At 38.7% G+C, this 26,455-nt stretch carries 24 protein-coding genes and 1 pseudogene; 4 read left to right on the forward strand and 21 right to left on the reverse strand.

What is annotated here, in order from left to right; translation table 11 throughout:
- From BIV16_RS08600 to BIV16_RS08665, 14 genes are all read right to left on the reverse strand, one after another.
- Entirely contained in the window at positions 1 to 489 is a 489-nt protein-coding gene (locus BIV16_RS08600; protein WP_075681740.1) for a three component ABC system middle component, read from the reverse strand.
- Positions 476 to 1,171 carry an ABC-three component system protein gene (locus BIV16_RS08605; protein WP_242940410.1) on the reverse strand — a complete coding sequence of 232 codons (696 nt, stop codon included), beginning with the start codon at positions 1,169 to 1,171 and terminating at the stop codon, positions 476 to 478. Before BIV16_RS08605 ends, BIV16_RS08600 begins: the two co-directional genes overlap by 14 nt.
- A gap of 322 nt (positions 1,172 to 1,493) precedes the next feature.
- A complete protein-coding gene (locus BIV16_RS08610) occupies positions 1,494 to 1,628 on the reverse strand; it encodes a hypothetical protein (RefSeq protein WP_278335612.1) in 135 nt (44 codons plus the stop codon).
- Between the two features lie 193 nt (positions 1,629 to 1,821).
- Positions 1,822 to 2,778, reverse strand: a complete 957-nt coding sequence (locus BIV16_RS08615) for a PD-(D/E)XK nuclease family transposase (protein ID WP_075681742.1) — start codon at positions 2,776 to 2,778, stop codon at positions 1,822 to 1,824.
- Between the two features lie 91 nt (positions 2,779 to 2,869).
- Complete coding sequence (locus tag BIV16_RS08620; RefSeq protein WP_075681744.1) at positions 2,870 to 4,555, reverse strand: recombinase family protein; 1,686 nt, start codon at positions 4,553 to 4,555, stop codon at positions 2,870 to 2,872.
- Between the two features lie 10 nt (positions 4,556 to 4,565).
- On the reverse strand, positions 4,566 to 7,526 hold the full coding sequence (locus BIV16_RS08625) for a TOTE conflict system archaeo-eukaryotic primase domain-containing protein (RefSeq protein WP_075681746.1): 2,961 nt from the start codon (positions 7,524 to 7,526) through the stop codon (positions 4,566 to 4,568).
- A 39-nt stretch (positions 7,527 to 7,565) separates the two neighbouring features.
- Positions 7,566 to 7,880, reverse strand: coding sequence for a multidrug transporter (locus BIV16_RS08630; RefSeq protein ID WP_075681748.1), 315 nt, complete (start codon positions 7,878 to 7,880; stop codon positions 7,566 to 7,568).
- 173 nt (positions 7,881 to 8,053) lie between these two features.
- Positions 8,054 to 8,521: a type III toxin-antitoxin system CptIN family toxin gene (gene cptIN, locus BIV16_RS08635; RefSeq protein ID WP_075681750.1), complete on the reverse strand. Its 468-nt coding sequence runs from the start codon at positions 8,519 to 8,521 to the stop codon at positions 8,054 to 8,056.
- 364 nt (positions 8,522 to 8,885) lie between these two features.
- Entirely contained in the window at positions 8,886 to 9,080 is a 195-nt protein-coding gene (locus BIV16_RS08640; protein WP_075681752.1) for a hypothetical protein, read from the reverse strand.
- A 1,027-nt stretch (positions 9,081 to 10,107) separates the two neighbouring features.
- Positions 10,108 to 11,445, reverse strand: coding sequence for a citrate/2-methylcitrate synthase (locus BIV16_RS08645; protein ID WP_143524778.1), 1,338 nt, complete (start codon positions 11,443 to 11,445; stop codon positions 10,108 to 10,110).
- Positions 11,423 to 11,929 carry a MarR family winged helix-turn-helix transcriptional regulator gene (locus tag BIV16_RS08650; protein ID WP_075681754.1) on the reverse strand — a complete coding sequence of 169 codons (507 nt, stop codon included), beginning with the start codon at positions 11,927 to 11,929 and terminating at the stop codon, positions 11,423 to 11,425. Before BIV16_RS08650 ends, BIV16_RS08645 begins: the two co-directional genes overlap by 23 nt.
- A 73-nt stretch (positions 11,930 to 12,002) precedes the next feature.
- Positions 12,003 to 13,616 (reverse strand): chaperonin GroEL, encoded by a 1,614-nt coding sequence (gene groL / locus BIV16_RS08655; protein ID WP_075681756.1) that lies wholly within the window; start codon positions 13,614 to 13,616, stop codon positions 12,003 to 12,005.
- Between the two features lie 46 nt (positions 13,617 to 13,662).
- A complete protein-coding gene (gene groES, locus BIV16_RS08660; protein WP_075681758.1) occupies positions 13,663 to 13,947 on the reverse strand; it encodes a co-chaperone GroES in 285 nt (94 codons plus the stop codon).
- Positions 13,948 to 14,159: 212 nt separating this feature from the next.
- Complete coding sequence (locus BIV16_RS08665; RefSeq protein ID WP_075681760.1) at positions 14,160 to 14,360, reverse strand: hypothetical protein; 201 nt, start codon at positions 14,358 to 14,360, stop codon at positions 14,160 to 14,162.
- On the opposite strand from BIV16_RS08665, the pseudogene BIV16_RS08670 reads away from it, so the two are divergent.
- Together BIV16_RS08670 and BIV16_RS08680 are read left to right on the forward strand one after the other, a co-directional pair.
- A pseudogene (locus BIV16_RS08670) lies at positions 14,349 to 15,726 on the forward strand (transposase). The gene BIV16_RS08665 and the pseudogene BIV16_RS08670 overlap by 12 nt on opposite strands.
- 252 nt (positions 15,727 to 15,978) lie before the next feature.
- Positions 15,979 to 17,103, forward strand: a complete 1,125-nt coding sequence (locus BIV16_RS08680) for an IS91 family transposase (protein ID WP_075679811.1) — start codon at positions 15,979 to 15,981, stop codon at positions 17,101 to 17,103.
- Between the two features lie 215 nt (positions 17,104 to 17,318).
- Here the strand turns inward: BIV16_RS08680 and BIV16_RS08685 are convergent, their stop codons facing one another.
- The 6 genes from BIV16_RS08685 to pcrA all read right to left on the reverse strand — a co-directional run bounded on the left by BIV16_RS08685 (position 17,319) and on the right by pcrA (position 23,951).
- Positions 17,319 to 17,753: a MarR family winged helix-turn-helix transcriptional regulator gene (locus BIV16_RS08685; RefSeq protein ID WP_075681764.1), complete on the reverse strand. Its 435-nt coding sequence runs from the start codon at positions 17,751 to 17,753 to the stop codon at positions 17,319 to 17,321.
- A gap of 276 nt (positions 17,754 to 18,029) precedes the next feature.
- On the reverse strand, positions 18,030 to 18,809 hold the full coding sequence (locus BIV16_RS08690; protein ID WP_330546269.1) for a recombinase zinc beta ribbon domain-containing protein: 780 nt from the start codon (positions 18,807 to 18,809) through the stop codon (positions 18,030 to 18,032).
- Positions 18,810 to 19,346, reverse strand: coding sequence for a recombinase family protein (locus tag BIV16_RS08695; protein ID WP_330546270.1), 537 nt, complete (start codon positions 19,344 to 19,346; stop codon positions 18,810 to 18,812). It abuts the gene before it with no gap.
- 116 nt (positions 19,347 to 19,462) lie between these two features.
- Complete coding sequence (gene rlmD / locus BIV16_RS08700; RefSeq protein WP_075681766.1) at positions 19,463 to 21,184, reverse strand: 23S rRNA (uracil(1939)-C(5))-methyltransferase RlmD; 1,722 nt, start codon at positions 21,182 to 21,184, stop codon at positions 19,463 to 19,465.
- A 119-nt stretch (positions 21,185 to 21,303) separates the two neighbouring features.
- On the reverse strand, positions 21,304 to 21,591 hold the full coding sequence (locus BIV16_RS08705) for a hypothetical protein (RefSeq protein WP_075681769.1): 288 nt from the start codon (positions 21,589 to 21,591) through the stop codon (positions 21,304 to 21,306).
- A gap of 125 nt (positions 21,592 to 21,716) precedes the next feature.
- A complete protein-coding gene (pcrA, locus tag BIV16_RS08710; protein WP_075681771.1) occupies positions 21,717 to 23,951 on the reverse strand; it encodes a DNA helicase PcrA in 2,235 nt (744 codons plus the stop codon).
- A gap of 169 nt (positions 23,952 to 24,120) precedes the next feature.
- Here pcrA and BIV16_RS08715 point away from each other — a divergent pair, with 169 nt between their 5' ends.
- Positions 24,121 to 24,759 (forward strand): DUF1836 domain-containing protein, encoded by a 639-nt coding sequence (locus BIV16_RS08715; RefSeq protein ID WP_075681773.1) that lies wholly within the window; start codon positions 24,121 to 24,123, stop codon positions 24,757 to 24,759.
- A 62-nt stretch (positions 24,760 to 24,821) separates the two neighbouring features.
- Here BIV16_RS08715 and BIV16_RS08720 read toward each other — a convergent pair whose 3' ends face one another.
- On the reverse strand, positions 24,822 to 25,112 hold the full coding sequence (locus tag BIV16_RS08720; RefSeq protein ID WP_075681775.1) for a YerC/YecD family TrpR-related protein: 291 nt from the start codon (positions 25,110 to 25,112) through the stop codon (positions 24,822 to 24,824).
- A gap of 177 nt (positions 25,113 to 25,289) precedes the next feature.
- Between BIV16_RS08720 and BIV16_RS08725 the strand changes: the two genes are divergently transcribed.
- On the forward strand, positions 25,290 to 26,138 hold the full coding sequence (locus BIV16_RS08725; protein WP_075681777.1) for a CPBP family intramembrane glutamic endopeptidase: 849 nt from the start codon (positions 25,290 to 25,292) through the stop codon (positions 26,136 to 26,138).
- Positions 26,139 to 26,455: the final 317 nt, after the last annotated feature.

Raw genomic sequence — 26,455 nt, forward strand, 5'->3', positions numbered from 1 at the left:
TCATTTTGTATCAACTCCTAAAAAGAAAGATAGATGATCTTCAGTGGTTTTGGAAAATACAACTCCAAGGTAAAATGCACATTTAATCCATTCTTTGATTGTCCCCTGAAAATCTTTGTAATTAATATTCTTAATAAGCACAATCTTATGATTGCTAATAGTTATTTTTTGTTCAGAAGATAATATAATAATTGCTTCCTTACAATATGGTTTAAGTGAATTATATCTTTCTACATAGCCTGATAATCGTGTTCTTCCAGAAATCTTGTTTTCATTAATAGTTTGAGGAGATTGGAATAATGTATCTATTCGACTTCTTTTATTTGCATTCACTAATTTTTCTCGCGATTCAGCATAAAGCAAAATAGGAATTGCCATAAACGGTAATTTTATCTCACAAGGATTTTCATAACCAGAAAGAAAACTCTGCATTAGTAATGAATAAAAATGAGGATTCAGTGAAAGCCTTTTTATATTATTTATGCTCATTCTTTTCTTCACCTACCTTCCATTTAAAATTCGTTTCATCAACTATATTATGTATAACTCCTCGCTGAAAATATCCTTGATTACGAATAATAGAACCAAAATCATCCGCATCCCAACTCATTACTCCATTATATAGCTTCTTTGAAATTTTTATCTGTTCTTCCTCAGTTGCTCCCTCCGCATCTAAATCGCTATTCTCTTTGCTATATTTCATTTTTTCGGATAATTTATCTATATATAACTCTAGACTTCTTAAATACATAAGGTTGTCCTTAAAATATTTAGCAACGGTTAAATCTGCCTTCCAATAATCGGTAATTGCACTTGGTATCATTTTGTCATACTTAATCTCACGAATAGACTCAACAAATTTTTTCTGGTTAAACGTAATAATCTTGCTTTCTGGAATTACCGTTTTTGCATATTCATCTGGAAGAGGAGCAAATCCTTTTGCTCCATATGCAATTGACTGTACCTGTTGAATTTCATCAAATACAGGCTTAGTTACTTCCCATTTATGAGGAGGTTCTTTCACTTTTATTAATATTTCACCAAGCAATGCACCAATATATCCGTCTCTATTTTCCGATGGAATATGACCTATATATTTAGAAAATTCCTCAGATATACCATCTATTGAAGTTTTAGCATCCTCAATCGTAAATTTGCCTAATATGTCCAAAAGCCGACCTTCATCATAAAAAGCATTGAAAATTCTGTTATACTGTTTTCTAAACGTTTTCTCATTTTCTTTTCGGACTGTTCCTATATCTTTTATACACCTTAATTTTACCTTACTGTCCTTATTGTTCCAACCATAGAATGGGGAGTCGTCTTGAATTGTAGCTGTGTGGTATTGAGAATATAATTTGAAAATTTTTTTACACGTTCATAGTCTTCATACCAATTTGCAAGTGTTTTCCATAAATCTATATCTCTGTCTGAAATAGTTTTATTGCCAAAGTGATGTTTTACCTCTCGTTGAAAGCGACCACCACCATCATTTATAACACATCACCATTTGTCTCAATTTGTAACATATCGCCCTCATTCAACTCAAAACAATCTTTTAATGCTACCAAATATTGATAAATATCACCAGACTTATTCAATGTTGCATCATTAATTGCTTTTGTCATGGTCAGCACCTCCCTCCAAATTTAAACATTTTCCTACATTTCTTTCATATATTGTATCACAAAATTTTTTATTTTGGAAAATACTTCCCTTTCAAATGGTTAGAATAAAAACCTCCAAATCCATCATAGACTTGGAGGTTTTCTTCTAACCATTTTATTATGCAAACAACTTTTCTCTGTTAACCTAAAAGAACTATGCAAGTGCAGGTTCTTTCCCTGCAATAATCGCTTTCACTTCTTCTACGTTTTTATCTGTAGCCATAGCAATCTGCTCTACAGTAAAACCATTGTTATGCATATTAAGAATAATTTTTTCTTCTTTTCTTGCTTCTCCAATCGCAATACCATCTTCTTTTATTCCCTGACTCAAGTTACACATAACACTCACATCCTTCCTGAAGTTCTCCTCAATAGGAATATCGTATTCATTTCCAATTATATTTAGTTTTTCATCTATTGTAAGTTCCTTGGATAACAATGCTCCCAGCAGACGGTGCAGTTCATATGTCTCATCATGTTCCGGCAGATTCTTTGCCAGTCCAAGCATTATAATATTCAACAAATCAAGATTTCCTTTCCATTCATAAGAACCGATCAAATCTTCTTTTGTGAGATGCACATGGCTCATGCTGTTCTCGTCCATGTTCATACATACCCAAATTGAATATACACGCTTAATGTCATCGTAGCTGGAGTTCTCAAAATCACGTTCTTTTTGTGATGAGATTAGTCTGCTCACATAAAAGATTGCCCGGTTTAAGATTTCGTATCCCTTCGGCTCATCTTTTTGAGTTTCCACATTTATGATAATCTGTGACAATCCGTCTTTCATACGCACATAAAAAACGATATCAAATCTTACCACACCTTCATTGATTTCTTCATTTTCTGTGTTGAAACCGACCAGTCTCTCACCATTTTTTTCACTGACTGCATTTGTAAGTCCAGGCTCCACCGGTACCGTACTGATATGTGGTGTTCCCTCGATGCAGTCGACCACATCTTTGGGATTCATGCCCTTAAACTCATCAACTGTTTTTACCAGTATATGTGCCAGTATGCTTTTCTGTCCTAACAGACGCTTTGCACTCGTGTCATACTGTGCATCCTTATCTGTTGCTTTCACTGCATTTTTCAATTCTGTATTCACTGGCCTTCCCCCTTTTTGTAACAGATATAGTCATCCTCAAAAAGACATCTGACCACACCTATATTATAACTTACCCCATTCTTTTATACAATCAATTATCAAGCTTTCTCGATAAAAGACATACCGTCTCAACGGTACTTTCGTTGTCCCAATCAAGTTCATATAGTTCCTGATCATTGAAAAATACAGGAAAGCGGAACTTGAGACTTCTTAAAATCCTGCCATCCTCTTGTTCTGCCTCATAGATATTAACTTCCTCAAGGAAGCTCTTCATAAATGTCTTTTTCTCCCTATCCGTAAATCTGTCGTACAGCTTATCAAAAAATAATAAGAACTGATACACATTATCACCGGATATTTTATCCTGCCTAATATTATATAGTCTGGTCTCCACTTCTTCAATCAGAGTTTCGATTTCTTCTATTTCATCATAAAACTTGTCCAGTCTGACTTGCATATCTTCATACTTCTTATCGTAATGCTTGTCCGATACGGATAAATTATCCATCTGACTTGCCAATTTGTTCTTAGCTCCGGTTACCTGCTTTAATCGCTCCTGCAAACCTGTATGCTCTCTGTCCAGCTCCTGCGTATCAATGCTTTGTCCGATGTGCTTCTGAATCTCTGTTTTAAACTTGGGATTGTTTACCAGCTTACGAATCACTTCTTCTACAGCTGCGTTGATTTTATCTTCGCTCCACTGCTTACGGTAAGTACATTTATGACCATTCACATAAGTTCTGTGTTTGCAGGCATAATAAAAATAATCCCTGTAATAACCACCATCTGGATGCTTCTTTCGATTCACATTTCCATACATACCGCTACCGCATATCGGACATTTAATAATACCGGATAAAATATGCTCGTGATCCAGACTGTGCGTTTTCACATTTCCCACACCGGTTTCCTGTCTCTTTTTATGTGCCTGATTCCACAACTCTTCTGACACTATGGCCTCATGAATACCATCATTTAACATATAATTGTTCTGCTTTACCACATGATACTCATTCCTTGTTCCGGGAATCTTCTCATTCTTTCTTCTGCCAAAAGCAAGTTTGCCGCAGTACACAGGGTTATCCAGTACACCTTTAACAAAGGATGTGGAAAAGCCTTCAATGGTATTGTTCTGGCGAAGCTTTTTCTTGTATCCGCTGTTGTTAAGGAATGTGGCAATAGCGGCAATACCCATGGTTGTGTTGGCATACTTATCGTAAATAATTCGTATTACCTCAGCTTCATCCTCTGCAATATGCAACTCACCATTAATAAGCTGATATCCATAAGGAGCAAATCCACCATTCCACTTACCTTCTCGTGCCTTCTGTCTGCGACCTTCCATGGTCTGCACCAATATATTTTCACGCTCTATTTCAGCCACTGCGGATAACACGGAAATCATCAGCTTACCCGCGTCTTTAGAACTGTCGATACCATCTTCCACACAGATAAGATTAACACCAAAATCCTGCATTCGCTGAAGAGATGATAAAACATCCGCTGCATTTCGTCCAAATCGGGATAGCTTGAATACGAGTACGAAATCAATGTTGTCTTTACCTGTTTCAATATCCTGAAGCATCTGTTGAAATTGTGGGCGACCCTCCACGCTTTTACCGGATTTACCTTCGTCAGAGTATTCCCCAGCGATAATCATATCTTGGTAATCAGCGTATTTTTGCAATTTGTCTTTTTGCGCATCTAAACTGTAGCCATCTACCTGCATGGAAGTGGATACACGGGTGTAGATGTAGCATTTTAGTTGTTTTTTCATGAGTACCTCCTTATGAATCCGATGTAACTCCAAGTGCAATTTCCAAAAGTTCTGCAGCCACTTGATGATTTTTGATACGCATTAAATTATCCCAGACATCCACCTTACCAAGCAGATTCATGCCACCATGCCATACCAGTTCTTCATCAATAACGGCGAATCGCTCCTCTACTTCCGCTTTTGTTACTACATTAATTCCTACCTGCTGCATCTCTCTAATTAATTCATAACATACATCCGCACTGCCATATACAACTCCCTCCGGATCTGTAGTAATGACTGTTACATTTACACCTTTTTCCTGACGATCTTTAACCAGTGATAACAGTCTGTCAATCTTATTCTGTCGTATGTCCGGACTGGAAATTACAATTGATTTCTCTGCTTCCACAATATCCTGCTCGAATTTTTCCGTGTAATTACCGGAATCATATATCGCATTAATTATCTGCTTAGTCTGTTCATCTCCCGTCCATATAGAAAATCCGGTTCTCTTGTATGTCTTCAATCTTTTACCATACATTTTATTAAAGAATCTCATATGAGCATCAATATAATCATATACATAAACAGCTTCTTTACCTTCATAGTCACGATTTAATCTTCCTACATACTGTTCCAGACGCCCCTCAAAAGATACCGGTGATGCAAGCATCAACACATCAAGTCTCGGAAAATCAAAGCCTTCTCCTATTTTCTGACCGGTTGCAACCAAAATGAGAGATTCATTTTTAGGAACCTGCTTCAATCTAACTCGTATATCCGCATTTTCTTTATCCGTATTATCTCCATACAGAAGGAATACATGAGCAGCTTCTTCTTTCAGAGTGTCATATAAAAGCTTTGCATGTTCCTTAAATCTCGTCAAAATGACCGGAGTCTGCTTCATCGCAATACATGCTATCACATCATTTACAATCATCTCATTACGCACTTTACTGGCACTAATCAGACTGTATGCTTTATTGATATCATCCTTGCTGTCAGCAGTATCCACAACTCTTGTATACCTCGGAACAAAATAATGTCCTATTCCCTGCTCCTGTGCTCTTTCCAAGGCTGTAAATCTGTGCCGGAGTGGTCCAAGCAGCATATAAATAATCTTATCCAAGCTGTCTCCGCGTTTTGGTGTGGCAGAAACTCCATAAACATATTTCGCATTAATTTTCTGCAATAACTCCATGGATGTATTAGATGCCGCATGGTGACATTCGTCCATAATTACCATTCCGTATGAATTAATTAAATCATTGAATTTACCTTTACTATACATGGAACCCACCATTGCAACATCTATAATACCTGTTAATGTATTTTTACTGCCATGCAGAATCCCAATAACACTATCCCTCTTTTTCTTCCTGCCCGTTTTCGTCTCATATTCCGGTGGCTCTTCTTTGATATCCAAGAATTTATTCAGCTCATCCACCCACTGGTTAAGCAAATCCTTACTTTGTAACAAAATAAGCGTGTTTACCTTACGTTCCGCAATCAGGTAACTGCACACAACCGTTTTACCAAATGCCGTTGCCGCACTTAATACACCATCTGAATAAGTTAATAACTTCTCTGCCGCCAACTCCTGCTGTGTTCGTAAACCACCTTTAAAAGAAACTCTGATTGGTCGCCCTTTCTCCCTTTGATCAGATATATCAACAGCAATTCCGGACTTTTTGCATTCTTCAATAATTTGTTCCTTCAGTCCTCTTGGAATCTGTATGTATCCATCTACATCCTTTCCCAAATATACAGCGCTAAAATTATAGTAATTAGAATATCCCAATCTCTTATTTTTATAAAATTCCGGATTATCAAAAGCAGCCAGACTACGGATTTGGTTTTGTATTCTCGGCATAAGATTTAGCGTGTCAATATAAACACCATTACTAAGCACCATATGTAGTTTGCCAACAACATCCGCCTTAACAAACTCACACTTCTTTTTCCATGGCTTTGGCCTATTATTCATATCAGTACCAGCTAGCATCCCTCGACTTTCTGCCAGTTCTGCCTGCCATTTTGCCATATATTTTTCAATATCCTCTATACCAAGTTTTTCTGTTTTATTTAATAAAATATCCCACTGATTTGGATATGCATTCCAGTTTTCATCCACAAAAGCACTGTTACCATCTTTAAGTGCCTGCCCCTGCAAAGGCAATGCAATCAGATTACCAATACTGCTTGCCACATCCTGAGACGGATACATTCTGTCATAATAATGAAAGGATTTTAAGTTAATTGATGCAGAACCTTTATCTAATAACAGAAATCCAAAATTTCTGGCTACAGAAGCCGGTATTGCTTTCTTAAAGAAAATCCATACATGAGCACCTTTACCGGAGCGAGAACGCTCTATCAACGGCTTAATACCATTTATCTCACACATTTTTCTAAGGGCATCTACTTCCTTATGCCACTCAGTATCTGTATTGGCAAAATCTGTCGCCTCTGCACCTTTTTCATGGTTATCAAAATCAAACACAATAAATCTGCATGTCCCATTTGGCAAAAGTGGATATACACCTATTACATCTGAGCCATCTTCTTTATAGCCCAATAAATGAGCAATTATTTTCTTAACATCCAGTTTTGTCCATTTTGTATTTTCACACTCATCACAAAACATCTTTTCGCCTCGTTGTTTCGGACAAAGCCTATAACTCCAACGATTCTCACATTGCGGAAAATAGCCACCGTTCTTACCTCGCTTGGCAAAAACATCCTCGCGTCCCCAAAACATAGAAAAGAAATGTGTTGCCATATCCTCTGTTATAAATGGTGGATTGACGATACGCTCTCCCTGGTCAGGGTCGTACTCTTCCACATTATCTATAGTCTCTTCAAATGGATTGACTTCATTATATGGAATGTTTTCTTTTTTCAATTTTTCTTTTAGCATTCTGTTCTCATATTCTAGAAGTCTAACAAGTTTCCTCAAAGACTCTGCATCATATGCTTCTATATTCATAAATATCACCCACAATTCATATATGTGTATGCGCACCTTTTACCTATGCAAAAGAAAATCAACACTTTCTCTTAATTCATCACTAAAAACCTCCAAATCAGCAGCCGTTATCACACCGCTATTAATCAGTGCCACAATATCGAAAATCATATTTCCTTTGCTTAATTCAAGCATTACTCCAGGATGTTTCTTATCCTTCTTTATTCGCTCTTCCAGTTCCCAGAACTTATCTGAAGCATTTCCAGTTCCATTCAACATATCAATATATTCTTTCACTAAGCGTTCCATATAATTTTCCTGCCATTCAGCAATGCGTGCTCTGAATAATTTCCAATCGCTTTTTGAAATTTCCATGTAAACCACCTCCAATCAATGCTACTGTTTTCACAAGCTTTCCTATTGTCCCAACAAAATTATATCGCTGTTCCAACTGTAATTCAACCAAAAAATAGACAGCCATCACTCTAACTGTCTACCCGCTAATGAGATATTTGGATTTGGGCATTACCCTTGCCTCTCTACGGCCATTATTTCTCTGTTAAATTCTCAATTATTTTCATAACATCCGGCTGAGTAGGTGTAAATTTAACACCTCTCTTTAACATACCCATCACTTTTCTTGCCTTTTGTTCAATTTCCTTTACAGTGTGCTCACTGGTTAACATCAAATGATTTCCTGCAATAGTATATTTCCGTTCAATATATTCATCTGTAATCGGAAACATATCCTGAATCAAAAAAGCACTTTCTCTATCATCATCCAACTTCACAATATGTATAATATCACAAGGTTTCCCTGCTTTTTTCTTATTTTCAACAATTTTTTTGTACTTATCTATTCTGCTTGATAACGGAATCATCCAATACAAGCCGGAAACTGAATCCTCAAAGCAATAATAATGAGGTCTATTACCCTCTTTATTCCCTTTGAGATATGGCTCATCCATGTCCTCAAAAAATGAATCTTTTATAATATAAAATCCTGTTTTCTTCATGTATATCCACCCTTTGTAAAAAAATCCTCCACCATTGCTGGTGGAGGACAATACCTTCAACCCAACCATTTATATACCGCATATTGGTCAGCGGTAAACTTTCAACCCGACCATTTATATACCACCTATCGGTCAGTGGTAAACTTTCTCTATAAAAAGCTTAGCAAATCTTCCTTCAATAGTCAATAGGTTCTACACATCTTTCACCAACTTATCAAAGAAATATATTTGCTATTATAATATGCCCAACTTTCCAAAAATTCAATCGTTTTTATTTTTTTCTTTTTGCTTTTTCTTATTGAACGCTCATCCATATGTATACATCCTACTTAATCAATTGAATCTCGCAGGATGCCGGTAATCCTTATGCTGCTTTCTGAAAACTCTTCTGAAAATTCTTCACATAAGCTACATACCGCAGTCTTTTTCCGTCTGCATCATAACACCAAGTCTCTGGAGCATAGTGAAGCTCTTCAAGTATATCTTGCATAACTAATAGCCCATATTTCTCCATCATCTCAGCCAGAAATGTGCAGCAGCGTTCAAATTCCTTGTTCAAACTGCTCCTCCTTCCATAGATGTGCTTCTGCATCGTTTCTTACATATAAAATTATAATTACTTCATATACCAATGATACAACCACAACTCAGAAAAAGCAATAATTCAAGCTCTTATAAAAATTTATTTTCTTATCATCAAGTTCGTCATTTGCCACAATAATTTTCCCATGTCCATGGCAAGATACGCATTAGAGACATCTCTGCCCCTAATGCATCTTGTTAGGGGAGAAAATCCCCTAAAACCCCTGAAAATTACCATTGCTATAATTTTTTCATATCCATTTTGCCTCTGGCTATTAAAAAGTAATAGCCATTTCACGGCTGGATATGAAAAAGTCATAGCCACACTTTTGTGATATTTTCTATGGCTATGAAAATTTAATAGCCTTTTTTGCCTTGGCTATTGAAAAGTGATAGCCACTTGGCAACTGGATATAAAAAAGTCATAGCCAGTATTTCTGATGTTTTTATGGATATATGTAATGATAGCCTTTTGAATAATGGCTAGCCATATTTAATATCCACTTCGCAATTGGATATTAAAAAGTAATACCACACGCTATTTTTTCCAATAAGTATTCCCTTGCAACATATATCATTTAAATGTCAACATGATTACAAACATACATACGAATTTGAATTCATAATTTACATTATGAGAAGTTCCTGGATGGAACTATAAAATGTATTAAGGATGAGATACCTTTAAAATGTCGTAAGTGTGGTAATGAACATGAATTCAAGATATTGCCTGTCAAGGATGGCGGTAGGATGGCGATAACCTAAAACATTTGGGGCTAAACCCATAAGAAAAATGATTGACCCGAATAAACGTTTCTCCCACTGGATGTCCATATTAGTTCGTTGGGACAATAAAAATGATACAATCTTAACGATGAACCCTTTAGACAGCAAAAAGGGTGTTCAAATGAACACCCCTATGAAGTCTGCTGCTCTTTAATTTATGTATATGCTGACGCATTATTTTATTATTACACCATCTGAAATCTTGATTAGAAAGCTCTCTAACTGAGTCTTTTTTCTTCCATAACACTCATATATGCTGGTCTGATGATTTTATCCGTGCAAATCATCTCTTCTATTCTGTGTGCACTCCAACCGACGATTCTGGCTACTGCAAACATGGCTGTATAAAGTTCTACCGGTATACCCAGCATATCGTAGACAAATCCACTGTAAAAATCTACATTGGGACTGACACCTTTATAGATATGTCTTTTGTCTGCTATGATCTTTGGAGCAAGCATCTCTATATTTTCATACAATTCAAGATCTTTTTGCCTTTTCTTTTCCTCTGCCAGTTGTTTTACATAATCTTTAAATACTCTCTCCCTCGGATCAGAAATAGAATACACTGCATGTCCCATTCCATAGATTAAGCCCTTATGGTCAAATGCATCTTTATCAACAATCCTTCTTAAGTATGCTTCTATCTCATCCTGATCTGAATAATCCTTTATATGCGCCCTAATATCATCCATCATTTCCATTACCTTAATGTTGGCGCCTCCGTGTTTTGGTCCTTTTAGCGAACACATTGCTGCTGCCATCGTTGAATAAGTGTCAGACCCAGATGACGTAACGACTCTTGTGGTAAATGTAGAATTATTACCGCCTCCATGTTCCATATGCAAAATGAGTGCCGTATCTAAAACCTTTGCCTCTGTAAGGGTATATTTCCGGTCTGGTCGCAGAAGCATCAATAGATTTTCCGCGGTGGAAAGCTGTTTATCGGGATGATGAATATACATACTCTCATTTTTTTCATAATGATTGTAAGCATTATATCCATATACTGCCAACAATGGGAACTCACTGATGAGCTGGATGCACTGACGCAGCGAATTGCTGACACTTGGTTCTTTTACCTTTTTATCATAAGATGCCAGGGTAAGAATACTTCGGGTCATGGAATTCATGACATCCTCCGAAGGTGCTTTCATAATGACATCCCTTGTAAAATTGGTTGGCAATGTCCTACACTCTCCAATAATTCTATCGAAGCCTTCCTTCTCTCTTTCATCAGGCAGTTTTCCCATCAAAAGAAGATATGCTATTTTTTCAAATCCAAACTCATTTTGTCCTAAACAATGAATCAAATCTTCCACTCGATAGCCCCGGTACCACAATTCCCCATCGCAGGGAATCTTCTGATTATCAACAATTTTTGAAGACACTATTTTTGATATGTTGGTAAGTCCTGTAAGGACACCTTTCCCATTTTCATCTCTAAGCCCTTTGTTTACGCCATATTCTTCAAATAACCGCGGAGCAATGTTATCATTTTTCAGACAAACTGCTTCCAATTCTTCAAAATAATCATTCATCTGCTCCGTTGTCATCTCTATTCACCTCCAGATTCTCCACCTCACTGCTCATAATAGTTTCCAACTGCTTCATAAGCTGTAGTAACTGAATCAAATTATCCTTTCCAAACTTTTCGAACACCTTCCCGTAATACTTCTTAAGTGTTTCTTCCTGCGCCCTTAACAGGCTTCGTCCGCTTTCAGTAATTGTAACATAGGTGCCCTCACTGCCGTTACCGTCATGAGACCATAATACATATCCTACGTCTCGTAGCTTTTCTACCATTTTAGAAATCTGTCGCATCGTCATCTGAAGCTTGTCCGCTAAATCCTTCAGATAGACTCGTCCTGAATAAATGTCGGATGTCTCCTCCATTGCAATATATTGTAATGCAATGTATTCCGGGATACTCATTTTCATAAAGACATCTTTTCTATGCTCCCGGTTAAACAAGTGCCTTTGGTATATCAATTCGTTGGACAGCTTTATAATATCTGTATTTCCTATAGTTTCTGCCATATTACTCCTCCTTTATTTAAAATAAGGGAAGCAATAGACTGTCACTTCCCTTCGTAAAAGAGAATGGATTATTTTAATAGCCCATTTCCGGTTGTGCCGGCATTGCAGGTGCTGTTTCCTTAATATTTGCCACAGCAGCTTCCGTTGTTAATAAGGTTGATGACACACTAATCGCATTGGAAAGTGCACTTCTTGTAACCTTGACAGGATCAATAATTCCTGCATCGACCATATTGACGTACTGTTCAGAAATTGCATCAAAGCCTATGCCCTCATCTGACTCCTTTACCTTATTGATGATGACAGCACCCTCTAGGCCTGCATTTTCAGCAATGGCACGAAGCGGAGCCTCCAATGCCTTGGCTACAATCTCTGCTCCTGTTCTCTCATCACCCTCCATGCTTGATATCATGTCATATACTGCCTTTTGTGCGTGAACATAAGCAGATCCGCCGCCACTGATGATGCCCTCTGACACAGCAGCCCTAGTGGCATTTAATGCATCCTCTATACGATACTTAGCTTCCTTCATCTCTGTTTCAGTTGCGGCTCCAATCTTAATAACTGCAACACCACCGCCGAGCTTAGCCACCCGGTCTACCAGCTTATCCCTGTCGTACTCAGAAGCATCTGCAGCCTGTCTCTTAATCATTGCGATTCTTTCTTCAATGTCCTGTTTCTTGCCCTCGCCATCCACGATGGTTGTATGTTCCTTTGTTACTTTAACTGATTTCGTCTGTCCAAGCATATCAACTGTGATATCCTTTAATTGCATGCCAAGGTCATCGAGTACTGCCTGTCCACCTGTCAGAATTGCAATATCCTTTAATATCTCCTTACGACCATCACCATACCCCGGTGCCTTTACAGCTACGACCTTGAGTGTGCCTCTCAACCTGTTTACGATTAGTGTTGTAAGTGCTTCACCCTCTACGTCATCTGCAATAATCAGCATTTCTCTTCCCTGCTGCATTACCTGCTCCAATATAGGAAGAATATCCTTTATATTAGATATCTTTTTGTCCGTAATCAAAATGTATGGATGATTCATATTAGCTATCATCTTTTCTTTATCATCACACATGTAAGCAGATAAATAACCGTTGTCAAACTGCATTCCCTCTACAACCTCTATCTCTGTCTGCATCGTCTTTGATTCTTCTATTGTGATGACGCCATTCTCTCCAACCTTTTCCATTGCATCGGCAATCATTGTTCCGACTTCATCATTACCTGCAGATATTGCAGCAACCTTTGCAATGTGATCTTTTCCGGTTACAGGCTTGCTCATTTTAACCAGTGCTTCAATAGTTGTATCTGCTGCTTTCTTCATTCCTTTTCGCAAAATAATTGGATTTGCACCTGCTGCTATATTTTTCATACCCTCGCCTACTAGAGCCTGTGCCAAAACAGTTGCCGTTGTCGTGCCATCTCCTGCAATGTCATTCGTTTTGGTTGCGACCTCTTTCACAAGTTGTGCACCCATATTCTCATAAGGATCTTCCAGTTCAATCTCCTTTGCAATCGTAACACCATCGTTCGTAATCAAAGGAGTTCCGTAAGATTTATCCAATACAACGTTACGTCCCTTAGGTCCGATTGTCACCTTTACTGTATCTGCCAGCTTATCAACGCCTGCTTCCATCTTTTTTCTTGCATCGATATCAAACAAAATTTCCTTTGCCATGTTAATTCCTTCTTTCTACATATAAAATAACTGTATTTTTATTTTACTACTCCACAATTGCAATAATGTCGGACTGATTTACGATGATATATTCCTCATCCTCCAACTTAACATCTGTACCGGAATACTGAGAATAAATCACACGGTCGCCTTCTTTTACCTGCATTTCTGTTTTCTTTCCATTCTTTTCACTTCCAGGTCCTACTGCAATGACAACAGCTGTCTGTGGCTTTTCTTTTGCACTATCCGGTAATATAATTCCGGACTGGGTTTTTTCTTCTGCTTCCTGCTGTTTTAAAACAACACGCTCTCCTAATGGTTTTAACTGCATAATCATTACCTCTTTTCTTTATTGTTAGCACTCTCTTGTATTGAGTGCTACTTATTTTGTAAAAAATATATGCTTCATATGAAGCATATATAAACAGTTTGTTTCCAAACTGTTTGTTTAAAAAGGATTATAGCACATAAAAGACATATGTCAACCCATTTTTTCAAAAGAAATAAAAAAGTGTCTTCGACACTCTCAACTCCCCTAGCCCCTCATTCATGAGGGGTAGGGGTTTTCTTATCTCCTTCTTTATTGTAAAATTCTATAGGCGCTTGCGAAACGCCAAAAGCCGCATAAATACGGCTTTTTTTGTTGTTAAAATAAAATATCTCCTCAAGGTTTATGCTAAAATAGAGTTGTGAGAAACTATCAACCAATCCACCTAAAGGAGATATACCTACATGATAACACATAAACAGCTCTCTTTGGCAGAAGTTTTTGAAGATTGCCAAAATAAATTCGACAACGACAAATACCAGTTCCTTTCTCTTCTTGATGAAGCCATTAACCTTGATGAAATTGTTCCTGTTTCTTTTGTTACTCATTTTCATGCTTCAACCGGAAGACCTCGTAAGCACCAGCTTTATCCAATGCTTAAAGCTTTTCTGATTCAGCGTATATTCTCAATCCCGACTGATATGCTCCTAATCGTTTTCTTGAAATACTCTCAGGAATTACGTGATTTCTGTGGCTTTGATGTTGTTCCTGATGCCTCAAAATTTACCCGTTTTAAACAGGATTTCCTGATGGACTTACAATCTATGTTCGTTCACATGGTTGATATGACCGAACCGATATGCCAAAAACTTGATCCTCATCTGGCGGCTATGACCATCTTCGATACCTCTGGCATTGAAGCCTGGGTGACTGAAAATAATCCAAAATACGCAAACCGTATTATCAAGCAGTTAAAGGCTTTCAAGAAATCCCATAACCTTGATGATTCCTATGATCCTTATAAGGCTGCTTATGGTTCCATGCCTACGCATGCTGCTTCCAATCAGGCAATCCAGCAGATGTACATTAATGGACATTTCTGTTACGCCTATAAGTTTGGCATTGTAACCAACGGACTTGGTATTGTCCGTGATATCACTTTCTATAACAAAGAGTTCCTAAAGGCTCATCCGGATATCGTTGTGGAAAAGAAATCTGACTCTCCTGATGAGGATAAATCTCTTGCCGATTCAAAAGCCCTGCTTCCTGTCCTGGTTGATTTCTTTCAGAAGCATCCGCTTATCGCCCCTAAGACTTTTCTTGGTGATGCTGCTTTTGACACGATTGAAATCTACAAATCTCTTTTCGGTGAAATTGGATTTGAAAAAGCATTTATTCCTCTCCGCGTTAAACTTTCTATGGAAGATAACGGTTATACCATCAACGAAAATGGTGTTCCCTGTTGTCCTCATGATCCTTCGCTTCCTATGAAAAGAGAAGGTAGTAAATCACACTTAAAAAGCAAAATTCCCACGATGAAATTTGTCTGCCCGAAAATGAAATGGGAATACAATAAAGCAGATAAAACAAAACGCCGTGTATGCCATTGTGATAATCCCTGCACAACATCTTCCTGTGGAAGAATGATTTACGTTTATCCCGAAAAGAATCTTCGTGCCTATCCCGGAGTGGAACGGGGGTCAGACGAATGGGAAGAAACATATAAAATCCGTGTAAACGTTGAAAAATCTATTAACCACTTTAAAGACAGCTTTTGCGTAGCTAATCGTAAAACCCAGAACGAAAAAACGCTTCATGCCGATTTACTTTTGGCTGGCATAGCTCAACTTGTTACAGTAATCGTTGCTGATAAAATTCATCAACATCAATACATCCGAAGTCTTAAGCCTTTGATTGCTTAAAATTGAGATTTTATAAATTTTTCTGCTTCATACTAACTATGAAGCCTTTTTGTCATGCCCTAAATGAATGACTGCCACCTTCCATTCCAAGAATCCTGCATTGCAGGATTCTATCCTTGTTTTCAATCAAGATTGCGAACTTGTTTCGCAATTACCTATGTAAAATTCTATTATGAATATATTACAATCCATCTTTACCGATTATTATGAACACATCATTTACCAACTCCATCCTCGTCCTGCTGTCATTGAAAATGTCAACAAGATGATTCATTGTGGTGACTCTTCTCACGGTGGTGCCATGTATGGCTGTCCTCACTGCGGAAATCTTAAATTTGTTCCCTTTCGCTGTAAAAGCCGTTTTTGCCCTTCCTGTGGAAACAAATACAACCAGCTTCGTTCTTTTCAGATGTCCTGCAAGCTCGTTTCCTGTGTTCACCGCCATTGTGTTTTCACCATCCCAGAGGAACTCCGCATTTATTTTCTCAAAGACAGGTCTCTCTTAAATTGCTTATTTCATTCTGTCCGTGACGTTGTCCTTCGTATGTTTTCCAAAATGAATAAAACTGAAAACTTTACTCCCGGATTTATCTGTGTTCTTCACACCTTTGGGCGTGACTTAAAATGGAATCCCCATATCCATGCCCTCATCTCTGAAGGCGGTGCTGGCAACATCACTCCCTGGCGTCCTGTCAAACACTTTGATTACAACTTTCTTCGTAATGCCTTCCGCAAAGTGCTGCTTGAACAGCTCTCCTTCCGTATTGGTCCCACCTTTCGTAAAGTTAAAAATGAAATGTACACAAAACACTCCAATGGTTTTTATGTTCGTGCAAAGCCAAATCTCTGCACTCCTGATATTACCATTAAATACATCAGCCGATACCTCGGCAGGCCTGTTATCGCCACATCACGTATTGATTATTATGACGGCGAAAATGTAACCTTTCATTACACCAGACACGAAGACAACAAAACAGTTACTGAAACCATCCCTGCTTTGAACTTCATCCAAAAACTAATTGTACACATCCCCGAAAAACATTTCAAAATGCTTCGCTACTATGGGATATATGCCAAACATCATAAACAGGAAAAGAATCTCCGTAAATGTATTTCTGCTGAAAAACAACATTTCCTGCGTTCTATCCAGGACTGGCGGCACTCCATTCTTCTCTCTTTCGGATACGACCCTCTCTGCTGTTCCGAATGTGGCACTTCTATGTTGGTTTTAGAAGTTTACCACAAAAAAACTGCACTATTTGAACAATATCGAAAGGTTATGGGATATGGATAACTCCATGCTCATAGTAATTCTTTCTCCATAGTCAGATAGTGCAGCTGTCCTAAACCAAAACAAAAAACTTCATAAACAACGTCATGGCGAATCCACCATTCGCTCTTTTGTCATGTCATTTTTTATTTCAAGTTCATTATACACTATTTCTGACTGTTTGAGAAATTTCCTATAAAGTAAAAAAATTGCACACCGACTACTCGGTGTAACAATTCCTAGTCATTCTCCAACAATCTGTCTATATTATGACTAATCTGCTCAGACACCCGGTTAAATACCGCCAAAGAACTTTCATCAATTCCTTCCACCACCTTGGCGGTTAACTCTGCCCAGAGAATCTCCATTTCCTGACAGAGATGTTCCGACGCATCGGTCAGCTCATATTTCACATATCTACGATCTTTATCATCTCTTTTGCATACAATGTATCCTTGTTTAACAAGATTCTCTAAAGTAGTAGACATATGACCTTTATTCATCTGCGTGTACCGACATATATCCGTCAATGTTGTTATCTCATCATAATGAGATAGCAAATAAACAACTTCCAGTTCCAATCTGTTTAGGTTTGTCTTATTTTTTACATCAACCATAGCTTTTTCAAGAAGACGATTAAACTTTCCACCTCTCAAATTTTTTTCAATATTCATCAAAATTTCACTCCTATTTTGTTTTTATTCTTTTAACAAAATATCAAATTAATCCATCAAAAATTTTTTCATGGGACATCTTGTCGTTTATCATATCATATCGCCTACATTTTTTCCACATAAACCACCCCAGTATTTCACTGCCCGAGTGCCACAGATCCCATTTCTATACTCTTACTTCAAATCCGTTCTTGAATATGAATCTTATATCGTCCTTGGCTTTTACAATCACTTCCTGTACCAAGCTGCTCCAAATCCCGGCATCGAACTCGCAGGTTAAGCCGTCCTGCTTCTCCAAAGTTCGAATGAACCCTTTGAACAATTCTTGCTTTGCCTTCTTTCTATCTGCTCTGCGATGTCATCATACTTAGCTTTTGCCTTTTCATATCTTGCCGTAAGTTCGGCATAGCGTTTTTCATACTCGTCCTGGTCTAATGCCACACGGCTGTTCTCTGCAATGGCAATCTGCATCTGCTCCGAGATGATGTTAAGTTCTGCGATGCTATCCTGCAAATCCCTGTCCAGTGAATCCGTCTCACAGACCATTTCCATCATAACTTTGGTGTTTGCAAGAATCTCTTCCCTTTCAGAAAATAACTCGTTGGCCGCCTTGATGAACAATTTCTTTAACTCATCCTCGTTGATGTGTGGTGTTTTGCACTTGCAACCATCGGCATATTTGTTATTGCATCTGTAGATGACCTTTCTGTACTTATCATTGGAATGCCAAACCTTGGCACCGTACCAAGAACCACATTCTCCACACCTTATTATGGAAGAAAACAATCCCACACCACTATATTTCTGCATACCCTTTCGCCTTAAAATTTCTGCCTGAACTTGGTCGAACTGGTCGGCTGTCACAATGCCTTCATGGTGTCCTTCCACATAATACTGTGGCACCTCGCCATTGTTAACTACCAGCTTATGAGTTAAGAAGTCCTTTGTAAATGTCTTCTGCAGAAGGGCATCCCCTTTGTACTTTTCATTCTGAAGGATACTCATCACTGAACTTGGATGCCATTTATCTTTCCCGGCAGGGGTCTTCACTCCCATTTAGGTAAGTTCACAGGCAATCTTATATGTGGAATACCCCTCAAGATATCGCTTGTAAATATATCTGACGGTTACTGCCTGTTCTTCGTTGATGATAAATTCGCCATCTGTTCCTCTGTCATACCCCAGAAAGTGTTTAAATCCTATGCTCGCCCTTCCGTCTGCAAACATTTTTCTTTTTCCCCATGTGGTATTCTCTGAAATGGATCTGGATTCCTCCTGTGCAAGGGAACTCATTATCGTAATAAGAAGCTCCCCTTTTGCATCGAGCTTCCAGATATTCTCTTTCTCGAAATAAATCTCCACTCCTTTTTCCTTCAGTTCCTTGACTGTTGTTAGGGAATCAACGGTATTTCTTGCAAATCGGCTGACCGACTTTGTGATGATAAGGTCTATCTTTCCGGCAAGGGCATCCTCAATCATCTGGTTAAAGCCTTCTCTTCTTTTGGTGTTTGTAGCTGTAATACCCTCATCAGAATACATCCCGACAAAACTCCAATCATCACGGGAAGTAATGTAATTAGTATAATAATCCATCTGAGCATCATAGCTGGTGCCTGTTCTTCATGCTCCGTTGAAACTCGGGCATAGCCCGCAACTCTACGCTTGGTCTTCTCTACTATTGGTTTACATTTTCATTCTTGAAACACTTGTTATAGCATCCCAAAATGCTCCAGCGCATCCCTAATAGCTTTTTCCTTCTCCACCAGACATTGAGGCTGTCTGCTATCTTCCGATTTAGGAAGATTATAATTCTCCCCAACCTCTATTCCACATTTCCTTTTTACCTGCGAAATATACAGATTAGAAACCTTCAGCCCATGTTCTTTCAGCACATACTCCTGAATTTCCTTATAAGTCGCCTTACTCTCTGCCGAAGTCACATCCAGCTCATCCAACTCAAGTTCCACCTCAACATAATCATCCGGCTTTTGTTGGGACAAAAGAACTACAGTCTCCACATGCACCGTATTCGGAAACATATCCACACAACGGACCTTCTCCACACGATACCCTCTCGCCTGGAGCACCTCTAAGTCTCTCGCAAGACTTGTCGGCTTGCAGGAGATGTAGACCATCTGTGGTACATCGTAGCGGATGATTTTTTCGAGTGCCTTGGGATTAATTCCATCACGAGGTGGGTCAAGTACAATGTAGTCCGGTTTTTCTTCGATGGAATCGATGACTTTTAGGACATCACCGGCGATGAACTCACAGTTATGTAAACCATTTAATGCTGCATTCTCTTTTGCAGCCTCCACTGCCTCTTCGATGATTTCAACACCGATTACCTTCTTTGCAACCGGGGAGAGCATCTGTGCAATGGTTCCGGTTCCAGAATATAAATCGAATACTACTTTTCCATTGGAAGCAACATCTTCCTCTGTCTCGCTTGGAAGTGCGTCGCCAATAAATTCTCTTGCAGTCTGATATAACACTTCTGCACCAAGAGAATTGGTCTGGAAAAAGGAAAATGGTGTAATTTTAAAACGAAGTCCTAATAACTCCTCGTAGAAATAATCCTGTCCAAATAAAATATCGGTTCCTTCGTTTGTGACCGTATCTGCGACATTATCATTCCTGGTATGAAGAATCCCTGTCATTTTTCCTTTGTAAGAAGCGGTCTGCAATGCCTGGTTCCAGCCCTCTAACAATTCTTCCTCTGTTCCAGAGAACGCTGGATTCTCCTTTCCTGCCGCAAAATCAATCTGCGTCGTTGTTACAAGATCTACTAAGATTTCGCCGGTCTTAACTGCCTTTCGAACCAGAAGGTGACGGAGATATCCGGTATGACGAAGTTTATGATAGTAAGTAATCTCCTTTTCTTTAAAATAAGACAGTGTGGTAGAAAGAACTGTTCGAAAATCTTCGTCAACAATTTGACAATCCGGGACACTCACGATGTCGTAAAAGCTTCCACGTTTGTGCATTCCAAGGGAAAGCGGGCCATCTTTTACCTCATCTCCAAACGAAAACTCCATCTTATTACGATATTCTTTTTGCATCGGACTTGGTTTAATTCCAAGGAAATCATAAGCTTCTTCCGCTGAAATTACCTGATCCATCAGCTTTTTGACCTGTTCTGCTTTCATTTTTAACTGCTCTTCATATGGCAGACTTTGGTAGGTACATCCACCACATTCTCCTGCATGGATACATCCCGGCACATCGGATTCTAAATCAGACTTTTCTAATACTTCTAAAAGTCTTCCCTCGCATTTTCCCTTGCGAATCTTGTTGATGGAAAAAGAAACCTTCTGTCCTGGAATTCCATTTTTAACTACAACTGTTTTTCCTTCCTCTGTTGTCACAATGCCTTTGTTTGGAAAGTCAACGCGCTCAATGATACCTTCTAAAACCTGTCCTTTTTTCATGTTTATTCTTACCCTTCTATCATTTAAAAAGGGGCTGCCACAAAGCAGTCCCCATTCTTATTTCATTGCTATAAGTGAATCCTCTCACAGATTACACAACCTGGAAATGTCAGATACGATTATTCTTCTGTATCCTCTTTCTCTTCTGCTGATTCTTCCTTCTCGTCGTCATCTTCATCCTCAAAGAAATCGTCATCAAAGTCATCCTCGAAATCATCTTCGAAGTCCTCTAAATAATCCGGGGTGAAGAAACGATAAATTCCATAAATTGCAGCTACAACAGCAGCAACAATACCAATAATCGCAAATAACCAAACGACCTTGGAAGTCTTCTTCTCTTCAACCTGCTTCTTATTCAGTAAATCATTCACCTTCGCCATGTTCAGTAATTCTTCCATCTTGTTCATGTTACCACTCCTTTTCCTAATTTTATTCTCATTCGAAATCCATCGAAAAGTCTTACAATTCATATTATTTATTATAGCATATCTTTCCCCGTTCGCCTATAAAAAATTAACATTTTTAAAAGATTTTATAATTTTTTTAATTTTGCAAAAGAGGCAAACATTTTCTTCGTTCCCGCTGTCTCAAACTGGACGGTTACCTCGTAATCTCTTCCGCCTTCGACAATCGCCGTTACAACGCCTTCCCCGAACTTGATATGGCGGACCGTATCTCCTACTTTGTAATCTAACGTTGTCTTTGCGGTATTGGCTGAAGCAAATGCTTTTGCCTGCATAGCCTGACCGGAAGATGGTTTCTTAAGGATAGATTTTCCCGGTGCTTTTCTTTTGAATGCGTCCGTGCCGCTTTGTTCGATTTTGCTCATACTTGGCATTTCACCTTCTAGCAATTCTGCCGGAATCTCTTTTACAAAACGGGACACTTTATTGTACTGTGTCTCCCCGCGAACCATACGCTGTCTTGCACAGGTGATGGTAAGCTCCTGCATCGCTCTTGTGATACCCACATAGGCAAGACGGCGTTCTTCTTCTAATTCTTCCCTGGAATTGTCTGATGTGATGGACATGTAACTTGGGAACAGTCCGTCTTCCATTCCTGCTAAAAATACTTTCGGGAACTCCAATCCTTTTGCACTATGTAATGTCATCAATACGACATAATCGCTGTCATCCTCCAGTCCATCAATGTCAGCGACCAGCGCCACTTCCTCTAAGAATCCGCTTAATGTCGGCGTATCTTCTCCCTCTTCATATGCCACAACCTTACTGATCAACTCATCGATATTCTCGATTCTTGCCTGCGCTTCTTCGGTTCCTTCTAATTCCAACTCTCTCACATAACCGGTTTCCTCGATGACTTCTTCGACAAGCTCGGACACGCTAAGAATCGATGCCTTGGTGCGCATCATCTGGATAAAATTCACAAACGGCTTAATCTTGACTGCACTTCTTCCTAATGTGGAGATGTCATCCGCCATCTGCAGGGCGCGGTAAAAACTAATTCCCTCTACTGCTGCATAATCCGACACTTTATTCAGCGTGGTTGCTCCGATTCCTCTCTTTGGCACATTGATAATTCGTTTCACCGCAAGGTCATCTCTTGCATTATCAATCGTTTTTAAGTATGCAAGGATATCCTTTACTTCTTTTCTGGCATAGAAGTTTACGCCACCGACAATTTTGTATGGAATATTCGATACGACAAAACGTTCCTCAAACAAACGGGACTGTGCATTGGTACGATACAAAATCGCAATGTCTCCGTAATGATAAGTCCCATTTTTCACATCGCGAAGAATCGATCTTGTGATGTAATCCGCCTCATCATATCCGGTATTGAACTGCTCAAACGTAATCTTTTCGCCCTCGTCATTTGCCGTCCAGAGCTTTTTGGATTTTCTTCCGACATTGTTTGCAATCACGCCATTTGCAGCATTCAAAATGTTCTGTGTCGAACGGTAATTCTGCTCTAACTTAATGGTAACGGCATCCGGGAAATATTTTTCAAAATTCAAAATATTAAAAATATTTGCTCCACGGAACTTATAGATAGACTGGTCATCGTCACCTACCACACAAAGGTTGCGGTACTTCCCGGACAACTGGCGAATCAGTTCAAACTGTGCGGTATTCGTATCCTGATACTCATCCACCATCAGATAATGGAAACGCTCCTGATAATACTCCCGGACTTCTGCATCATTCTGAAGCAGCTCCACCGTCTTAATAATCAAATCATCAAAATCCAATGCATTATTCTTCTTCAACTGCTGCTGGTATTCCCGGTACACCTGCGCCTGCTTTTGTTTAGTGTAATCTCCTGCTGCCCGGAGTGCAAAATCTTCTGGTCCGACCAGTTCATCTTTTGCATGGGAAATTGCTGCAAGAAGACTTTTTTCTTTGTAAATCTTAGTATCAATATTCAAACGCTTGCAAATGTCCTTCATCAGCGTCTTCTGGTCATCTGCATCGTAAATTGTGAAATTGGTATCAAATCCCAGACGGTCAATATGTCTTCTTAATATGCGCACACAGGTGGAATGGAAGGTTGCCACCCAGATGCTCTCCGAGCCATAGCCAATCAGTTTGTCAATACGCTCTCTCATCTCGCCTGCAGCCTTATTCGTGAACGTAATCGCCATAATGTGATAGGGATTCACGCCTTTTTCCTCAATCAGATATGCTGTTCTGTGTGTCAACACTCTGGTCTTACCAGAGCCGGCACCTGCCAGCAAAAGGACAGGTCCTTCTGTTGTAAACACACCTTTCTGCTGTTGTTCATTTAATGTATCGTAAATACTCATCCTTATTCTCCCAAATAGAATATATGTTCTGTTTTTTCTTTTTGCATTATATCATAGAACCAGACATTTACCAACAGTAATCTTTGTAAAATATTGAAAAATTACGCACATTCTCTCTTGTCATCTAGTTTTCAATACTATATAATGTAATATAGAGGTGACAATAAATATGACAATTGATACAAAACGCTTTTTAAGCAGTATCTTAGAAAGCTTAGATGCAATAGATTATGTAAAACCAGAGGACATTCCAAATATTCCGCTTTATATGGATCAGGTTACAACCTTCATGGATTCCCAGCTTGCATCTTCCAAACGACACGAAGATGACAAAATCTTAACCAAGACCATGATTAACAATTATGCGAAAAACAACCTGCTTCCACCGCCGGAGAAGAAAAAATACACCAAAGAACATGTCCTGACTTTGATTTTTATTTACTATCTGAAAAATATTTTAAGCATCAGTGACATCCAGTCTATCTTAAATCCAATCACGGACAAGTATTTTGGAAATGAAGAAAAACTTAGCTTAAAGGATATCTATACCGAGGTATTTGGCTTAGAGCACCACGAGACGCAGAATCTGATGAAGGATCTTGCCAAGAAATTTAACACCGCTCACGAGACATTTACGGATGTCCCGGAAGAGGACAAGGAACTGTTGCAGACTTTTAGCTTTATCTGTATGTTAAGCTATGACGTCTACATTAAAAAAATGCTGATTGAAAAGACAATCGATGAATTTGAAAAGAAACATCAGCCTGCGAAGGAAACAACTGAAAAACCGCATAAAGGGAAAAAATAACTACAAGCAGTACGCAAAAAAAGAAGCAGTAAAACTCTGCTTCTTTTTTGTTCCCCATAAAATTATTCGTTTGGCATTCTGGAAAAGACCATGTCATAACCGTCATTGCCATAGTTCAAAGAACGATTCACACGGCTGATTGTTGCGGTAGACGCTCCTGTCTTTTCTGCAATATCCAGATATGTCTTCTGGTCACGAAGCATTTTAGCAACCTCAAATCTCTGTGACAATGAAAGTAATTCATTTACAGTGCAGACATCTTCGAAAAATGTGTAGCATTCTTCTCTATTCTCCAGACAAAGTATCGCATCAAAAAGATGATCCACTGCTTCTGTTCTAAGTTTCTTGCTCATTTCTCATTCTCCTTCTTTCGCTCTATACGACTCCGTACTAATATTTTACCATATTAAAGTTTTAAAGTAAATAGTATTCTTGCAATCAATCTCACGAATTGCTATAATAACATAAGTTTCACAAGGAATCTAGTCCTTTTTTTATTTTCAGAAAATTTTCGTAGGAGAACCTTTATTATGTCAAAAAAAATTGGGTACTTTTTTTATTCTTTTTTACCGTTTTTGCTTGTTTTTGCCATTGAATACGCCGCAACCTTTTTCTTATTGGGCATCCTTTGTGTCGTAGAACTTATTGCTACTTCTGGGAATTCGGCCATTGATGTCGGCTCTATTTTTGCAGATGTGATGAACCAGCAGACAAATGTACGTTTTTCTACCTATACGATGGTTCTTTACTCTTTGATTTCTATCTGCACCTTTGGCATTTGGTATGTTGTAAAGTTTCATGGCAGACTTTGCCCGGACTTTAAACAGAATTTTCATCCAAAAACAGTTCTTGGCATCGTCCTTTTAACACCGGGTGCGCAATGTATCTGCACCTACCTTGTCGCCATCCTGGCAACCTTATTTCCAAGCTGGATGGACACGTATGAAAAATTATTAGAAAATGCCGGCATGGATGACAAATTAACCTTTGGTCTTTTCCTGTACTCGGTTCTCCTCGCACCCGTCTGTGAAGAAATGCTCTGCAGAGGCGTGATTTTAAAAAGTATCAGACGCTGTCTTCCATTCTGGGCTGCAAACCTGTTCCAGGCACTCTTATTCGGTGTGCTCCACATGAATATGATTCAGGGCGTTTATGCCTTCTGCCTCGGAATTATCCTCGGACTGGTTTATGAAAAAACAGGATCGATTTTCTACTCCATCCTGCTCCATATGATGTTCAATTTATGGGGAACCGTGATTGGAACGTTACTCGACTTCTCAGGTTCCATCCCACTGTACCTTTTCTCCTCCACCATTTATATGGCTCTGTTTGTAATTGGGGCAGTGTTAGTTTTTGGACAGAAAAAGACAAGAGTTTAACGCCGGCTGATTTTAAATTTATATAAAAAGAGTTGCCTTTGGCAGATAAAAGTACTGCAGGCAGCAATTCTTTTTCTTTGGGAAAGTGTTAGATATTCTTAGAATTTCTTTCATCGTCTAGCAATTTTCAGACATGATGTCTGAAAAAGGCTTAACGGAGCCATGGATGGCGACTTTAAGCCGGTTGCGTGGCTTTATCAAAACCGTAATAGAAATTCTTAGAATATCTTACACTTGTACAACAGAAAAAAGAATGCTGCCTGCAGTGCTTTTATGTGGAAAAGGCAACTCTCTTTATATAAATTAAAAAAATCGGG

Origin of the sequence: Roseburia sp. 831b (assembly GCF_001940165.2) — a bacterium.
Taxonomy (GTDB): Bacteria; Bacillota; Clostridia; order Lachnospirales; family Lachnospiraceae; genus Roseburia.

Excerpts from the sequence above, each read along its gene's own strand:
- BIV16_RS08705 (WP_075681769.1), bottom strand. The coding sequence starts at position 21,591 with ATGAACAAGATGGAAGAATTACTGAACATGGCGAAGGTGAATGATTTA.
- BIV16_RS08665 (WP_075681760.1), bottom strand. The coding sequence starts at position 14,360 with ATGTGTTATCATGTAGGTATATCTCCTTTAGGTGGATTGGTTGATAGT.
- cptIN (WP_075681750.1), bottom strand. The coding sequence starts at position 8,521 with ATGAAGAAAACAGGATTTTATATTATAAAAGATTCATTTTTTGAGGAC.
- BIV16_RS08695 (WP_330546270.1), bottom strand. The coding sequence starts at position 19,346 with ATGGATTATTATACTAATTACATTACTTCCCGTGATGATTGGAGTTTT.
- BIV16_RS08625 (WP_075681746.1), bottom strand. The coding sequence starts at position 7,526 with ATGAATATAGAAGCATATGATGCAGAGTCTTTGAGGAAACTTGTTAGA.
- BIV16_RS08690 (WP_330546269.1), bottom strand. The coding sequence starts at position 18,809 with ATGGGAGTGAAGACCCCTGCCGGGAAAGATAAATGGCATCCAAGTTCA.
- BIV16_RS08600 (WP_075681740.1), bottom strand. The coding sequence starts at position 489 with ATGAGCATAAATAATATAAAAAGGCTTTCACTGAATCCTCATTTTTAT.
- BIV16_RS08620 (WP_075681744.1), bottom strand. The coding sequence starts at position 4,555 with ATGAAAAAACAACTAAAATGCTACATCTACACCCGTGTATCCACTTCC.
- BIV16_RS08720 (WP_075681775.1), bottom strand. The coding sequence starts at position 25,112 with ATGAGCAAGAAACTTAGAACAGAAGCAGTGGATCATCTTTTTGATGCG.
- BIV16_RS08725 (WP_075681777.1), top strand. The coding sequence starts at position 25,290 with ATGTCAAAAAAAATTGGGTACTTTTTTTATTCTTTTTTACCGTTTTTG.
- BIV16_RS08650 (WP_075681754.1), bottom strand. The coding sequence starts at position 11,929 with ATGGCAGAAACTATAGGAAATACAGATATTATAAAGCTGTCCAACGAA.
- BIV16_RS08685 (WP_075681764.1), bottom strand. The coding sequence starts at position 17,753 with ATGAATATTGAAAAAAATTTGAGAGGTGGAAAGTTTAATCGTCTTCTT.
- BIV16_RS08610 (WP_278335612.1), bottom strand. The coding sequence starts at position 1,628 with ATGACAAAAGCAATTAATGATGCAACATTGAATAAGTCTGGTGATATT.
- BIV16_RS08715 (WP_075681773.1), top strand. The coding sequence starts at position 24,121 with ATGACAATTGATACAAAACGCTTTTTAAGCAGTATCTTAGAAAGCTTA.
- groL (WP_075681756.1), bottom strand. The coding sequence starts at position 13,616 with ATGGCAAAGGAAATTTTGTTTGATATCGATGCAAGAAAAAAGATGGAA.
- BIV16_RS08630 (WP_075681748.1), bottom strand. The coding sequence starts at position 7,880 with ATGGAAATTTCAAAAAGCGATTGGAAATTATTCAGAGCACGCATTGCT.
- pcrA (WP_075681771.1), bottom strand. The coding sequence starts at position 23,951 with ATGAGTATTTACGATACATTAAATGAACAACAGCAGAAAGGTGTGTTT.
- rlmD (WP_075681766.1), bottom strand. The coding sequence starts at position 21,184 with ATGAAAAAAGGACAGGTTTTAGAAGGTATCATTGAGCGCGTTGACTTT.
- BIV16_RS08645 (WP_143524778.1), bottom strand. The coding sequence starts at position 11,445 with ATGACAACGGAGCAGATGAATGATTATTTTGAAGAATTGGAAGCAGTT.
- groES (WP_075681758.1), bottom strand. The coding sequence starts at position 13,947 with ATGCAGTTAAAACCATTAGGAGAGCGTGTTGTTTTAAAACAGCAGGAA.
- BIV16_RS08680 (WP_075679811.1), top strand. The coding sequence starts at position 15,979 with ATGAATATATTACAATCCATCTTTACCGATTATTATGAACACATCATT.